Here is a 15310-nt window from a genome sequence, read left to right on the forward strand (position 1 = left end):
ACGGGAGAGCGGATCGAATGAACGACAACGGAAAAACTCCGCGAAATGATTATTCGGTCGAAGAAATCCTAGCGGAGGCACGCATCATCAAGGACCGTGAAACCGTCCCCCCAGAAAGTGAAACCGCCCCTGAGAAAAGTCCCGCGCCCACGGCGCCGCACGGCAGCGAGGAAATTCTGCGCGGAGCCCGCCGTGCGCTGAACATGGAGGCGGGTTCCGAGGAGGACCCCGGGGAGACCGGCCCACAGGAGCCGGAACCGGAAAAGGAACGGAAGAAACATTGGTTTTCGCTGTTTGGGCGCCGGAAAAAGAGCGAGGAGTTCCGCGAGGAGGACGACCTTTACTATGGTCTTCAGCTTCGCCCGCTGGAGGAATACCGGAAGGAATACGAAAAAACGATCCGTCCGGAGGGCTCCGAAAATCCGGAAAGCGGAGAAGAAGCGAAAGAGGACGGACCGAAGTTTTCCTATCTGTTCGACGGCAGCGAGGGGGACGGCGAACCGGGAATCGGCGAAACCTTCGACCGCATCCACCGGGAACGCCACGAGCGGCTGGAAAAAATCATGCGGCAGGCGGGTCTCGACCCGGAGGAGATCCTGCCGCAGGAGGAACCCGCAAATCCGCCCGAAGTCCCGCCGCCCGCGCCGTCAGGTCCGGAGATCCCTCAGCCGGAGGCCCCGGAACGCCCCGCGGTGACCCCAGGCCCGCGCCGGGAGCCGGAAGTGCGGCCCCCGGTGACACGGCCCGTTCCGGAGCCGCCCGTCCCGCCTGAGGTTACCACGGAGGAAGACCAGGAGGAAGGGGAAGAATCACAGGCCGATTCCGCTCCGGAAAAGAGCGGCCCCGCCAAAGCGGAGGAAACGCCGCCGGTTCCCGTAAAGGAGCCGGTGAAAACGCCGCCGGAGGCCAAGCAGGAACGGCGCGTCCCCCCGCCCCGGACCGAGCCGTCCGACACACCGAGACCGCAGTACCGCGCCGGCGGCGCGCCCGTGCATGTCATCCTGCCCCGCGGACTGAAAGAGATTCTGGAAACGGAGGCGGCGGAGTACCCGATGCCGGAACCGCCCGGTCCGATTCCGTTCCCAAAAAGGGAAAGCGGGCCGATCCCCGAACCGGAGGAGGAGTCAGGACAGACCCCGAAAAAACCGGAGCCTGAGCCGGAGCTTGCGGCCGGAGACCCGGAACGGCAGGAGAACCGTACTGAGCCTGAACCGCCGGCCGGCGAAAACCCGCCGGAACCTGAGGAACCGCCCGCGCCGCCGCGCGGAGCCAGGCACCGGTTCCGCCTGTTCGGCGCGGAGGAACCGGAGGAATCGTTCGCCGAAGAGCCCCCTGAGCAGGAGGAGCTGGACGATTACACGGACCCGTCCGACGCACCCTCCGTCCGGCACGATCTTCTCAAAAACGTCACGCGGCTCTCGCTCCGCCTGGCAGTCACGGGGATCACGTCCCTGATTCTGCTTCTGGTCGGAATCGTGGCCGAGCATCCGGCGGTCCTTCCGCCGGATTTACATACGATTCTGGACGGGCCGTCCTACCCGTTCATCCAGCTTGTCTTTCTGATCGTCGCGGCGGGATTCAGTTTTCCAACATTCTGGAACGGGATCAAAGGGCTGACCTCGTTTCAGGCAAACGGGGATTCGGCCGCGGCCGTGGCGGTCCTGGCCGCTCTGGTTCAAAATGTCGTGCTGCTGGTTCTCGGGGTTCCCGGAGGGATCCACCTGTACTCTCCCCTTGCAGCCTTCGCCCTGTTCCTCAACGCCGCGGGCAAGTTCAGCATGGCGCGGCGCATGTTCGAAAACTTCCGGTATCTTTGCACCAAAGACCGGAAGTACGCCGTGCGCCTCTACGGCGACTACAACACTTCCCTGCGCCTTGCCAAGGACTGCGTGCTCGGAGAGCCGCACATCGCCTATCAGTCTGAAGCGGCATTCCTGCGCAGCTTCCTGCGGATTTCCTACACGCCGGACCCGGCGGACCACATTTCGCAGGTCCTGGCCCCCGCCGGGTTCCTTCTCAGCCTGGCGCTGTGCGCCGCGGCCGCGTTTCTCACGTCCGGCGGCGCGGTTTCGGCCATCACGGTTCTGGCCGCTTCCTGCTGCGTCTGCGTCCCGTTCACCAACATGCTGTGCGTCAACCTGCCGGTTTCCCGGCTGTGCGGAATTGCCCGCCGCAGCGGCTCGATGGTGGCGGGCTGGTCGGCGATCGACCGCTTCAGCGCCGCTAACGCCGTGATGCTGGACGCGCAGGACCTGTTCCCGCGCGGAACGGTGATTTTGAACGGCATCCGCACCTTCGCGGGGCAGCGCATCGACGAGGCGATCATGGACGCCGCCGCGCTGATGGGCACGGTCGGCGGCCCGCTTTCCGACCTGTTCGACCAGATCATCAAAAGCCGCCGGGAAATCCTGCCGAAAATCGGCGAACCCGTTTACGAGGACGGGAAGGGCGTGAGCGGAACCGTCTCCGGCCGGCAGATCCTGATCGGTACGAATGAACTGATGCGCGCGCACGGAATCGAGCCTCCGTCCCGCGACTATGAGAAAAAATACATCCAAAGCGGAAAAAGGCTGGTTTACCTGGCCTCCGGCGGATGTCTGGTCGCCATGTTCATCATCGACTACACTTCCGATCTGCGGCGCTCCCAGGCGCTGCGGCGGATGGAACGCAACGGGATCAGCCTGATCGTCCGCACCAGCGACCCGAACATCACGCCGCGTTTTCTGGCCGAATGCTTCGGCCTGTACGAGCAGGAAATCTCCGTTCTGCCGGAGCAGCTCGGCAAGGTCTACACCGGTCTTATCTCCGCAGAGCCCGACCGCGCGGACGCGATGATCGCCACAAAAGGGCGCGCCTTCGCGATGCTCCGCCTGCTGACCGGATGCATCCGCCAGCGCGCGAACATTTCCGTCGCCGTCGCGCTGCAGGCCGCGGCGGTCGCACTCGGCTTCGCGCTCGTGGCGTTCCTGTCGCTCACCTCCGGCCTCCAGCACCTCAGCCTGACCGCGCTCGCGATCTACGAGGCCTTCTGGACCGCCGCCATCCTGCTTGTCCCCCGCATCCGCCGCCCCTGACCATCCGGCCGGGGACCATCCGGTCGGGACGGTCCGCCAGTCAGAACGGAAAAAGCCGTTTGCTTAGTCTGGCGGGACAGAAGTTGGAATCTCCCGAAAGCGAAAGCCGGGAACGCCGTAGGCGCGAAAAGAAAGGGCGGAAAACTTTCCGGGTTACGGGGTTGTCCCGGATTTCAACATACTGCAACTCTTCAGGCTATGGCCACAGAATAGAAACCGGTAGGGCAAGAAAAGATCATTGCGTTCACGTCCAGCACAAAGTTAAATATCTGCGATTTGTATTATGATTAAAAAATATAACAGATTGTTGATAAAAATCGGGAGCGGAGCGCCATTCGGGCTGGACGCTCCGCTCCCTTTTTTGCCGGCGGAATCTCTCTCACTGCGCCGGGTATGGGCTGGACAGGCCCGATCTTTTTGCGGGCCTAGGGCCCGGTGGCTCTTAACCGATCATTTCTTCTTGTTTTTTCATTTGCGCTCCGGCCGCGCGGGCCCTTCCTTTCGGCTCTGTCCGAAAGGAAGCAAAGTACGGGTGGGGGGCAGCGTACCGCTGCATCTACGCTTTCCTTTCCCGGAGCGGCGAAAAAACAGGGAAGCAACGATGTTTTCTCAGCCGGGTATGCCGTAGGCACGTCCGGACCGGATGGTCCCCCTAACACCCCTCGGGAGCCGTCAAGAAGATTTTTTCTGTTCTTCTAACAACTGCTTTTCATTGACGACGGGGGCTGAAAAATTAAAGCCACAGAGTATTTACCTAAAAGCTGAAAATTTTCAGAAAATTACCTTTTTATATACGGCGTAAGATTGGGAATCGTTCAATGGGAAGCTCTGGCTTGATAACAAAACTGTTCTTCATGACAGGTGCCGGGGTGCAGGGGGACGTTTAGGTGCCCCTCCCGACGGGAAGTTGAAGTCCCCCTGCATAGTCTTTGCCGCCTTTCTGCTATATCAGAAAGGCGGGGCCTGTCCGGCCTGAGGACAGAAAAAGAAAATAGAAGAAATAAAAGGTTAAGAGCCACCGGGCCTTAGGCCCGCAGAGACCCGGCCCGCGCGGCCTGAGCGCAGAAGAGAAAATCAGAAGAAATAAAGGCTTAAGAGCCACCGGGCCTCAGGCCCGCAAAAATACAGGCCCGCACGGCCTGAGCGCAATAACAAAATAAGAAAGCGGATCCGGAACACAAGATTCCGAATCCGCCCTTTTTGGCACACGATCAGATTCCCGGAGGACGATTTTTCAGGCTGAGCTTTTTGACCACGCAGCCCCGCTCCGTTCTGCGCGTTTCTGCCGCGCGTATCCCGGACCGCGGGACGCCTGAGCAGGTCCGTCTCTGACCGCTTCGCCGGACAGACGGGAGGGGTTCCCTCGGCGAAGCCATGCGGGCGCCGGAGAATGATTCACAGCGCCCCCAGTCTTATTTTATTCCGAGGGGCCCCCTTTCGTGCGCGATTCCGGCGCTTTCCAGAGGCCGCAGGATAAGTTATTTCATATTTCTATGAACGTAAATGCTAAGCGCCTGAAACAGCTTCCATCCAACGGAGATCAGCGTCATATAGGCGAGTATTCTCAAAAGAGACTCAATCACATTCAAAGCCGGCATCCAGGTGAGGTATTCCATCGGATTTTCCCCCTTTTACCGTGTATCGCACGGAAAGCACACCGATTGCCCGATCAAACGGTTTTTCCGGGGCGGCCGCAGCGGATCTGACGATTAAAAATTGATTTTGTTTTCCAGGTAGGCGGTCAGGCCGTCGATGGCGATGCGCTCCTGCTTCATGGTGTCGCGGTCGCGCACGGTCACGCAGCCGTCCTTTTCACTGTCGAAGTCGAAGGTGATGCAGAACGGGGTGCCGATTTCATCCTGCCGGCGGTAGCGCTTGCCGATGGAGCCGGTATCGTCGTAATCGATCATGAACCGCTTGGCAAGTTCGGTGTAAACCTCCTGCGCGCGGCCGTTCAGCTTTTTGCTCAGGGGAAGCACGGCGGCCTTATAGGGCGCGAGCGCCGGGTGCAGATGCATCACAACGCGGGTGTCTCCGCCTTCCAGCGTTTCTTCGTCATAGGCGTCGCATAGGAACGCGAGCGCCACGCGGTCCGCGCCGAGCGACGGCTCGATGACGTAGGGGATGTAGTGCTCCTTCGATTCCGGATCGAAGAATTCCAGGCTCTTGCCGGAGTGCTCCTGGTGGCGGGACAGGTCGTAGTTGGTGCGGTCCGCGATGCCCCAGAGCTCGCCCCAGCCGAACGGGAAGAGGTATTCGATGTCTGTCGTCGCCTTGGAATAAAACGAGAGCTCCTCCTTTTCATGGTCCCGCAGGCGGATATTCTGCTCCGTCATGCCGAGGTCCATGAGCCACTTTTCGCAGAAATCCTTCCAGAAATGGAACCAGTCGAGGTCGGTGTCCGGCTTGCAGAAAAATTCCAGCTCCATCTGCTCAAACTCGCGCGTGCGGAACGTGAAGTTGCCGGGCGTGATCTCGTTGCGGAAGCTCTTGCCGATCTGCGCGATGCCGAACGGGATTTTTCTTCTGGTGGTGCGCTGCACGTTCGCAAAGTTGACGAAAATGCCCTGCGCCGTTTCCGGGCGCAGGTAGATTTCATTTTTCGCGTCCTCCGTCACGCCCTGAAAGGTTTTGAACATCAGGTTGAACTGGCGGATATCCGTGAAATTTTCGCTGCCGCAGACCGGGCACTTGATGTGGTGTTCGCGGATGAAGTCCATCATCTTCTGGTTGCTCCAGCCGTCTGCGCTCTCGCCGGTAAAATCTTCGATCAGCTTGTCGGCGCGGTGGCGCGCCTTGCAGTCGCGGCAGTCCATCAGCGGATCGGAAAACCCGCCCACATGGCCGGAGGCGACCCAGACCTCCGGGTTCATCAGAATGGCGGAATCCAGGCCGACGTTGTAGGGGCTTTCCTGAACGAATTTTTTCCTCCACGCGGCTTTGACGTTGTTCTTGAATTCCACGCCGAGCGGGCCGTAGTCCCACGTGTTGGAAAGTCCGCCGTAGATTTCGGAACCCGAATAGACAAATCCGCGGTTCTTGCACAGGGCGACAATCTGGTCCATCGTTTTTTCAGTTGCTTGCATGCTGTTTCCTCCAGATCCGGCGGGACGCTGGCTGCGCCCCCCGATTATTTTTTGCGGAATATGACGAGTTTGCTTAAAACATAGTTGATCGCGATGACGATTACATTGTCCACCGCTTTCGCGGCAAGGCTGTTCCACGCGAGAATGTCGATGAAAAGCCACATACAGGCGTAGTCCACGCCAAGCGAAAGAAGGCGCGCCGCCACAAAGCCGAGCAGCTCCCGCCAGAAGACGTCCGCCTGAAAGCTGCTGCTGCGGAACACCCACAGTTTATTGGTGATGAACGCGAACGCGACGGCGAGGACCCACGCCAGCGCGTTCGCGGCCTGCCACGGCCAGCGCAGGGCGCTGTAGCAGAACTCGAAAACGGCGATATTGAGAACGGTGGTCAGAACGCCGAAAACCAGGTACAGGATCATCTCCGGGCTGGTCAGAAAGCGCCACAATTTGAGCAGACGTTTCATTGATGCCTCCATACGGGAACAAGTAGTTATAGTTTACCATTCCCATCGGTTTCTTTCAACCGAAATACAATATTTTCAGCCGGAGCTTCCGATCTTCGGCCGGATATGACGCATATCGGCACGCCGGGGCGGAAATCCGGAAAAAACTGGACGGCTCCCACAAATTGACAGTGCCGCGAACAAAAAGTATAATGAGGACAGATGATTTCATATGCTTGGAGATAAAGGAGAGGTACATAATATGGAAAAAAAGAATCTGCGGAAAACCGAGGGCCTTCCGTTTACGCTCGGCATGGCGGCCGGCGTTGTTCTGCTGCTGGAAACCATTCTTTCGTTCAGCCTGAGTCCGATCATCACCAAAGTGACGGTAGACTACATGTCTGCCAAAATGAACATCAGCGCGGCGGCGTCCTCGGGCAGCTCGATCGGCGGGACGGTCGGCGCCGTCGTATCGTTCCTGGTCATGCCGGGTATTTTCCTTCTTCTTCTTTTCCTGGGCAGAAACAAGGAAAAGAGGGGCAGTACCTTCGCGGTGGTCTGGATTGTCATCGCGGTGCTCAGCATCGTTTCCAGTGTGGCTTCCCTGATGATTTTTCAGAACGGGGAACTGCAGAAGCAGATCGTCGAGGCCGTGAACACGGTGATGCCCGGCGGATACTGGATCGAAAACGGCCTCGCCCTGATCGGCCACCTGCTGATCATCGCTTCGTGCGTCGTATTCTGGAAACGCCTTCACGAGCCGCCGGTATCGGAGGTTCCGGGACCATTCGGCCAGGACGCATAGCGCCTTTCGGGAGTATTTACTCTCCGTCCCGCCCGTCTCAGCCGGCCTTTTACTGTTTTGCAAACGGCGATTTGCCGCCGAGCCAGCCGCGGGCTTCCCAGTACTCCCGGTCGAGCGGGATGTCCGCTCCGTTTTTGTGCATCATCCGGCTGATGAAAAAGAAAAAACGAGTAAAGAGATATGGCGCGCTGTCTCCCTTTCGGACGGCGCGCCAGAATTTTTCGGCGCTGCGGTCGAGCTGGCGGGCGTATTTTTCCTGCTTTTTAGGGGGCATTTCATCCCAGCTCAGCGCGAAAATGCGAAAACCTTTCTGATACACCCGGTTGATTCCCCAGTATTTTAAACTGGTTGCAATCGGCTTCATGGCGGATTTCGTCCCCGCGCCCGCGGCGGTGGAGATCAGGAATGCCTTTTTGTGGAAGAATCCCGGCTTTGGACGGTGATTGATGAACAGGAACGGATAGTGGTCCAGAAAATTTTTCATCCCGCCGGAGGCCGACATCACATAGACCGGCGTCGTCAGGACCAGAGCGTCCGACGCGAGCATGGAGTCGAGGATCGGCTTTGTGTAGGAAACATGGGGGCATCCCTCTTCGCCGCGCGTGACACAGGCGGCGCAGCCGTGGCAGAATTCCGGAAGGTCCTGCGGAAGAAAAAATTCGCGCGCTTCGATTGGCCCGCGCTTTTTCAGCGCTTCCAGAAACAACTGAGCGGCCCGGTAGGTATTCCCCCTGCGCGGGCTGCCGTGGATCACCGTGAGTTTCATTCGAGGCACTTCCTTTCGTTTTGCCGTTCCGGGAGAACGGCCGGGTAGTCCGGGAGATTCCGACTTCTGTCCCGCCGGTCCATCCGGACGGGACGCGGACGCACAGTGTCTTTTCGCGCCTACGGCGGTCGCGACTTCAGCCTTTTTTGCGATCAAGCCGGACAGGGCCGATCTTTTGCGGACCTGAGGCCCGGTGCCCCTTAACCTTTTATTTCTTCTGATTTTCTCTTCTGCGCTCCGGCCGCGCAGGCCCCTCCTTTCGGTCTTGAACGAAAGGAGGCAAAGTTCGCACGGGGGGATTTTCAACTCCCGTAGGGAGGGTTCCAGAGAAAATCCCCCCTGAACCCCCCGGGAGCCGTCAAAAAGATTTTTTCTGTTCTTCTAACAACAGCTTTTCATGGACGACGGGGGCTGAAAAATTAAAGCCACAAAGTATTTACCTAAAAGCTGAAATTCTTCAAAAAGTTACCTTTTTACATACGGCGTAAGATTGGGAATCGTTCAATGGGAAGCACTTGCGTAAGAATTCGTTGTTGCTTCATGACAGGTGCCGGGGTGCAGGGGGACGTTTAGGTGCCCCTCCCGACGGGAAGTTGAAGTCCCCCTGCATAGTCTTTGCCGCCTTTCTGCTATATCAGAAAGGCGGGGCCCGCGCGGCCTGAGCGCAAAGAAGAAAATAAGAAGAAATGATCGGTTAAGGGGAACCGGGCCATAGGCCCACAGGAATCCGGCCTGAGGACATAGAAAAAATGAATAGAAGAAATTTTGGGTTAAGAGGCTCCGGGCGCCAAGCACTCAAAAACCGATAAAATATGAAATCGAATATTACCTGTTGAATTTTGGTAAATTAAGGATTATAATAGAATCGCAAGGTAAATAAAAGGTGCAATGCAGAGGCAGGGTGTACCACCACCCGCCTCCTGCATACGGAGACTCAGGCTCTCCATACACAACGGAATTCACCGCGCATTGCAGGACTTATTATACTTCCTTTTTCTGTTTTTGTACAGGGGAAGGAAGTATAAACACTTCTTTTTCCTCCTGTATCTGCGCGCGCGCCGGTGTATGGAATGACAACAAATTCCGTACCGGCGCTTTTTGTTGCCTTGCGGGCGGCGTGACGCCGCTTCCTTCGGCCTGCCGGACAGAACGGCGAAAATTCGCGGCTCAGTTTGGCAGGACGGTCTGGGGAATCTCCCAAAGGCAAAGCCCTTGCGCGGACCCGCCGGTCCATTGGACGAACGTGCCAACGGCGGACGCGATTTCCGCTTGCCGGGAGTTTCTTCCCTCTGTCCCACCCATCTCAGCTAATCATCTCGCTGTCTGCTGAACGGTGGGCCGTTGGATGCAACGTCATCGTTGCCCGCCGGCGGAATTCCGAATGTATGTGAAAGAAGTATGAACGCGGAAAGTCCAGCCCATACCCGGCGCAGTGAGAGAGATTCCGCCGGCAAAACAGGGAGCGGAGCGTCCAGCCCGATTGGCGCTCCGCTCCCGATTTTTATCAACAATCTATTATATTTTTTAATCATAATACAAATCGCGGATATTTAACTTTGTGCTGGACGTGAACGCAACGATCTTTTCTTGCCCTACCGGCTTCTATTCTGTGGCCATAGCCTGAAGAGTTGCAGTATGTTGAAATCCGGGACAACCCCGTAACCCGGAAAGTTTTCCGCCCGTTCTTTTCGCTTTCGGGAGATTCTAACTTCTGCCCCGCCAGACTAAGCAAACGGCTTTTTCCGTTCTGACTGGCGGACCGTCCCGACCGGATGGTCTCCGGCCGGATGGTCCGAAAGAAACTGGTCCCGGAGGTACCGCTTTCCGGTTTCCGTGCGGAAAATCCGTTCCATGGCCGCGCGGGCCGTTTCCGGCGAACTGCCGTCCTCGTAGAGATTGACCAGAAAATCCGCCTCGACCAGAATCTGGTAATCCATGCCGGAAATCCCGTTGTAGGTGTGGTGATGCCCGATCAGAAAACATACCCGGTCGATAAACCCGCCGGGAAGTCCGAGCGGCTCCAAAATCCGCCTCGCGACGGGAGGCCCTTCCAGCTCCTGGTACCGGCCCGCGCTGGAGCCGTATTTCCGCTCGCTTTCATGGATGCCGATGTCGTGCAGCACCGCCGCGGTTTCCAGGATGTCCCGCTCCGCGCGGGGAATGCCCTCCTCTTCGGCAATCGCTTTGGAAAAAGCGTAAACCTTCAGCGCGTGCTGAATCCGTTTCGGATCGCCCGCGTCACAGCGGAGCAAAGCCGTGATGATTTTAGAAATCGGAACCTCCATGAAGATATCCTCCTTGTCTTTCCGCCGGCTCCGCTATCCCCTGCTCTTCACCCAGCAGCCGGGGGCCAGAACCACCAGAACCGGCAGGATTTCCAGCCGTCCGAGAATCATGCTGAAGGAAAAGACCAGCTTGCTGAACGGGGAGAAACCGGAAAAATTGCCCAGCGGCCCCACCAGCCCGAGACCAGGCCCGATATTCCCGAGCGTGGCGGCGACGGCCGTAAAGGAAGTGACCAGGTCCTTGCCGTCCGGCAGGATCAGAAAGAGCGCGCAGGTAAAAACGGCGATGTAAAGGAAGAAAAAGGACAGAATGGAAGAAATCGTCTCCTCTTCCATAGCCCGCCCATTCAGCCTGACCCGGTAAATCGAGTGGGGATGGATAATTTTGGCGACCTCGCGCCGGGCGATCTTGAAGAGGACGACGATGCGCACTGATTTGATCGCGCCGCCGGTCGAGCCGGAGCACGGACCCAGGAACATCAGCAGGACAAGAATCGCCTGGCTGAAAAAGGGCCAGGTGGCGAAATCGGTGGAACTGAACCCCGTCGTCGTGATGACGGAGCTGACCTGGAAAAACGACTGCCGCAGGGCCTCCGGCACCGGGACGGGCATGCTCCGGCAGAGGTTCAGGGCAATCAGGGCGGTGGAAACCGCGACGGTGCCGAAATAAAACCGGAGTTCTTCGTCGTGCAGCACCGCGCGGAAATTTTTATGGATCAAAAAATAATAAAGCGTAAAGTTGACGCCGAACAGCAGCATGAATACGGCGATGACCAATTCCAGATACGGGCTGTGATAGGCGGCGACGCTGAGATTCTTGTTGGAAAAGCCGCCGGTTCCCGCCGTGCCGAACGTGTGGATCAGCGAATCGAACAGCGGCATGCGGCCGATCCGCAGGAACAGGATTTCAACGACCGTCATGACGCAGTAGATCGCATACAGGATCCTGGCCGCGTGGTCCATGCGCGGAACCAGCTTTTCAGGGGTGGGGCCGGGGGATTCCGCTTTCAGAATGGAAATCGCGCCGTTTGAACCGATTCTGCCGTTCGGATTCAGTGCCAGCATCAGAACCAGAACGCCCATGCCGCCCATCCAGTGGGTGAAGCTGCGCCAGAACAGGATGCCGTTCGGCAGGCCCTCCACCTTCTGCAAAATACTGGCGCCCGTCGTAGTGAAGCCGGAGACCGCCTCGAAAAAAGCGTCCACGGGTGAGGGGATCGCCCCGCTGATCACAAACGGCAGCGCGCCGAAAATGGAGATCAGCAGCCAGCCGATCGCCACGATCGCAAATCCGTCCCGCCCGTACATCCGCTTCTGCCGCACGGGGCAGAGGGACATCACGCCGCCGGCAAGCGTGAGAAGGATGATGGAAAAAAGGAAAGAAGGGGCGTCTCCCTGCTTGTAGTAAGTCGCGATCAGCAGCGGGGGCACCATGCAGCCGGCCTCGACCCAGAGAAGATATCCCAGATATCTGCAGATCAGTGGACAGTTCAATTCGGGACCTCCTCTGTGAGAATCAGCTCGTTGAGGTCGGCGAATTTCCGGTCCTTGGCCAGGACGATGACATTGTCGCCGGAGCAGAGCACATCGTCGCCGTGGGGGATGACGATCTCGTTCCCGTGCACGATCGCCGCGATCAGGGTCCCCGGCTGCATATGCAGGTCACGAAGCGGCACGTTCAAAAAGGAGGTGGAGCCGTCCGCGATGAACTCGGCCGCCTCCGCGTTGCCCCCGCAGATGCGGTACAGCGTGTTGACGGGGTTGCCCTGCGCGTTTGTCAGCCCGCGCACATACCGGAGAATCAGGTCCGTCGTGATCTGCCGCGGATTGACCACGCTGTCGATTCCCATCTTCTGGACGAGTTCGGGGTGGCTCAGCCGGGTGATCTTCGCAATGACCTTCCCGACGCCGTGCTGCTTCGCCAGAAGCGCCGCGATCAGGTTGTCCTCGTCCCGTCCCGTGGCTGCGATCAGCGCGCCCATGTCCTCAAGGTTCTCGGAAAGGAGCAGCGCGTCGTCGGAGCCGTCGCCGCAGATGATCAGCGACTGCGAAAGCAGCTCGGAAAGCTCCATGCACCGCTCCTTCCGGATCTCGATGATCTTGACCCGGATCCTGGCCTCTTCCAGCGAGCGGGCCAGATAATAGGAAAGGCGGCCTCCGCCCAGGATCATCACGTTCTTGATTTTCTGCGCCGGCATTCCGATCTGCCGGCAGAATTCAAAGACGTTCGAAGGCTTGCCCACCAGATAGACCGTATCGCCCGCAAGGATGCGGAACGAGCCGTCCGGAATGAAGACGCCTCCCTCCCGCATCACCGCGCCGACCAAGATCGGCGTGGGGAAATGGGCCGCGGTTTCCTTCAGCGTCAGGCCTGCGAGGGGCATCTGGCCGGTGACTTTCAGCTCGACCAGCTCCACCTTTCCCCTGGCGAACGGCTCCACGTTCACGGCGGGTGGGAACTGCAAAATCCGCGCGATTTCCTCCGCGGCGGCCTGCTCCGGATTGATGACCATGTCCAGGTCCAGGTCGGCGCGGAGCATGGAGATCTCCCCCGCGTATTCCGGGTCGCGGATGCGGGCGACGGTCTGCTGGACGCCGAGCTTTTTGGCGGTCAGGCAGCACAGCATGTTCAGCTCGTCGCTCGATGTGGCGGCAATGAGCAGGTCGCTTTCCCGCACGCCCGCTTCCAGCAGGGTGCGCACGCTCGCCCCGTTTCCACGGATGCAGAGCACGTCAAGGTCGTCGCCGGCTTTCTGCAGCGGTCCGGCACACTTGTCCACGACGGTCACGTCGTGGCTTTCCTGCGACAAAGTCTCCGCAAGCGTGTAGCCGACCTTCCCGCAGCCGACGATAATGATTTTCATAAGTAGACTCCCGTCCCCTCAAATACGGTCTGAAGTCATGACCGTTTTTCCCCATTGTAAAAAAACTTACTGTGCGTGCGCACCGAGCGTGCGCTGAAGCTCTATTTCACCGTTCCTGTCGCACACCGCGACGATTTCGTCGTTCGCGCGGAACGCCGTCAGGCCGTTTGGAATCATCAGGCTTTCCTTTCTCACGATGGAAATGATCAGCGAACCGGACGGAAGCGTCAGATCTTTCAGCATGACGCCGTCCAGCGCCGTATCGTCCGGAAGGGTGAGGGCGATGATGGAGGCCCGCCCCCTGTTCAGGGTCGCCAGCAGATGCGCCTGGGCGCTGTCGACTTCCTGTTCGATCAGATTGGTGATGATTTCCGTGCTGCTTACGGCAATGTCCGGGCCGAGCTTCCGCAGCGCGTCCAGGTTGCGCGGATCGTTGTTCCGCGCGATGACCTTCTTGATCTTGAATTCCTTTTTGGCAAGCTGGGAGGCGACGAGGTTGTCCTGGTCGCTTCCCGTGACGGCGATGAAGCAGTCCGCCCCGTCCGCGCCGGCCTCCTCCAGGGCTTCCAGCTCGGTCCCGTCGCCGAAGATGACCTCGGCGTCGAGCGAATTGGCAAGGCGGGTGCATTTCGCCTTATCCTTTTCGATCAGCTTGACGTCATACTTGCGCTCCATCAGGTTGCGCGCGATCTGGTGGCCCAGCTTGCCGCCCCCGACAATGATAACTTTCATGCACAGAACCCTCCTGCGGTCAGTCGATCACGGACGTGAGGACGACGCGGTCGCCCTCGGAAAGAGTGATGTCTTCCGTCTTCCGGCACAGCGCCATCCGGCCGTCGGCGCTGATCACGCCGAAAACCTGTTCCCCGCTGTTCCTGGGCACGTCGGACAGCTTCATGCCGGCGTGCGCGCGGTCCACCTCCTTGGAATGAAACGTGACGGTGGAGGTGCCGAGTGTCACGGTCCTCGGCTCCCACGGCAGCGTCAGCGCGGTTGCCATGGCGTCCCCCGCCAGGTTGGTCGGGCATACCGTCTTTAGGCCGAAGCGTTTGAAAATATTTTCGCGCAGGGGGTCCGAAATGCGCGCCACAACATTTTCAATCCCGAAAAATTCACGCGCCATCTGCGAAACCGTGATGTTCAGGTTGTCGTCCGGCGTAACCACCGCCATGGCATCGCAGCCCTCCACGCCGGCGCTGCGGAGGACCTTGCTGTCCATCGGCATTCCGACAACGGTGATGCCTCCGAACTCTTTTTTCAGATTGTGAAAGGAATCCGGGTCCGAGTCCACAACGGTGACGTCATGGCCCTGCTCATCCAGGATACCGGCAAGCCGTGAGCCAAGGCGTCCGCAGCCGATCACGAGTACGTTCACTTTCGTTCCCTCCTGCTGTTCCGATGTCTATTTTTTTGAAAAGCCGCTGCCGCCGGCCAAATGATCCGAAAGAAGAAAAAACAATCGGTGGATATGAACACAGGCGGGTTATAAAAACCCGCCTGTGTTTATTTTGGCCCGCCCGGAGGGATTTACCGGCAGTCTTACCGCCGACGGCTGGCGGCACAGCCGCGGCGCCGCTCCTCGCTGAAATTGTGCCGCAGGCACAATTCCCGGACGCTCGGACCCTTTCGGGTTCGAATCCCTCTGGGGGATTTGTGAAAAACGTTGGCCCGCCCGGAGGGATTTACCGGCGGTCTCACCGCCGACGGCTGGCGGCACAGCCGCGGCGCCGCTCCTCGCTGAAATTGTGCCGCAGGCACAATTCCCGGACGCTCGGACCCTTTCGGGTTCGAATCCCTCTGGGAGATTTGTGAAAAACGTTGGCCCGCCCGGAGGGATTCGAACCCCCGGCCTTCAGAATCGGAATCTGCTGCTATATCCGGACTTAGCTACGGGCGGATAACTACTGTATTATAGCACAGATGCGGCAAAAGTCAAATGCCAAAAAAAGAAAAGAAACCGCATCTTCAATTTTTCCTGTTTCCCCGC

At 58.7% G+C, this 15310-nt stretch carries 11 protein-coding genes and 1 tRNA gene; 2 read left to right on the forward strand and 10 right to left on the reverse strand.

What is annotated here, in order from left to right; translation table 11 throughout:
- The first annotated feature begins 17 nt into the window (after positions 1 to 17).
- Positions 18 to 3074 carry a hypothetical protein gene (locus EQM14_RS00475; protein ID WP_128741113.1) on the forward strand — a complete coding sequence of 1019 codons (3057 nt, stop codon included), beginning with the start codon at positions 18 to 20 and terminating at the stop codon, positions 3072 to 3074.
- A 1478-nt stretch (positions 3075 to 4552) separates the two neighbouring features.
- Here EQM14_RS00475 and EQM14_RS16170 read toward each other — a convergent pair.
- From EQM14_RS16170 to EQM14_RS00485, 3 genes are all read right to left on the reverse strand, one after another.
- Entirely contained in the window at positions 4553 to 4690 is a 138-nt protein-coding gene (locus EQM14_RS16170; protein WP_164918896.1) for a hypothetical protein, read from the reverse strand.
- Positions 4691 to 4783: 93 nt separating this feature from the next.
- Positions 4784 to 6160 carry a glycine--tRNA ligase gene (locus tag EQM14_RS00480; protein WP_128741114.1) on the reverse strand — a complete coding sequence of 459 codons (1377 nt, stop codon included), beginning with the start codon at positions 6158 to 6160 and terminating at the stop codon, positions 4784 to 4786.
- Between the two features lie 44 nt (positions 6161 to 6204).
- Positions 6205 to 6624, reverse strand: a complete 420-nt coding sequence (locus tag EQM14_RS00485; RefSeq protein WP_128741115.1) for a GtrA family protein — start codon at positions 6622 to 6624, stop codon at positions 6205 to 6207.
- 241 nt (positions 6625 to 6865) lie between these two features.
- On the opposite strand from EQM14_RS00485, the gene EQM14_RS00490 reads away from it, so the two are divergent.
- A complete protein-coding gene (locus tag EQM14_RS00490) occupies positions 6866 to 7408 on the forward strand; it encodes a hypothetical protein (RefSeq protein ID WP_128741116.1) in 543 nt (180 codons plus the stop codon).
- A 49-nt stretch (positions 7409 to 7457) separates the two neighbouring features.
- On the opposite strand, the gene EQM14_RS00495 is transcribed toward EQM14_RS00490, so the two are convergent.
- The 7 genes from EQM14_RS00495 to EQM14_RS00525 all read right to left on the reverse strand — a co-directional run bounded on the left by EQM14_RS00495 (position 7458) and on the right by EQM14_RS00525 (position 15220).
- Entirely contained in the window at positions 7458 to 8174 is a 717-nt protein-coding gene (locus EQM14_RS00495) for a flavodoxin family protein (RefSeq protein ID WP_128741117.1), read from the reverse strand.
- Positions 8175 to 9898: 1724 nt separating this feature from the next.
- On the reverse strand, positions 9899 to 10459 hold the full coding sequence (locus tag EQM14_RS00500) for an HD domain-containing protein (RefSeq protein WP_128741118.1): 561 nt from the start codon (positions 10457 to 10459) through the stop codon (positions 9899 to 9901).
- A 33-nt stretch (positions 10460 to 10492) separates the two neighbouring features.
- On the reverse strand, positions 10493 to 11953 hold the full coding sequence (locus EQM14_RS00505) for a TrkH family potassium uptake protein (protein ID WP_128741119.1): 1461 nt from the start codon (positions 11951 to 11953) through the stop codon (positions 10493 to 10495).
- On the reverse strand, positions 11950 to 13323 hold the full coding sequence (gene trkA / locus EQM14_RS00510; protein ID WP_128741120.1) for a Trk system potassium transporter TrkA: 1374 nt from the start codon (positions 13321 to 13323) through the stop codon (positions 11950 to 11952). The genes EQM14_RS00505 and trkA overlap by 4 nt, the downstream gene beginning before the upstream one ends.
- A gap of 66 nt (positions 13324 to 13389) precedes the next feature.
- Positions 13390 to 14055 (reverse strand): potassium channel family protein, encoded by a 666-nt coding sequence (locus EQM14_RS00515; protein WP_128741121.1) that lies wholly within the window; start codon positions 14053 to 14055, stop codon positions 13390 to 13392.
- Positions 14056 to 14074: 19 nt separating this feature from the next.
- Positions 14075 to 14698: a potassium channel family protein gene (locus EQM14_RS00520; RefSeq protein WP_128741122.1), complete on the reverse strand. Its 624-nt coding sequence runs from the start codon at positions 14696 to 14698 to the stop codon at positions 14075 to 14077.
- Positions 14699 to 15142: 444 nt separating this feature from the next.
- A tRNA-Arg gene (locus tag EQM14_RS00525) sits at positions 15143 to 15220 on the reverse strand.
- Positions 15221 to 15310 lie beyond the last annotated feature (90 nt).

This window comes from Caproiciproducens sp. NJN-50 (assembly GCF_004103755.1).
Lineage (GTDB): Bacteria > Bacillota > Clostridia > Oscillospirales > Acutalibacteraceae > Caproicibacter.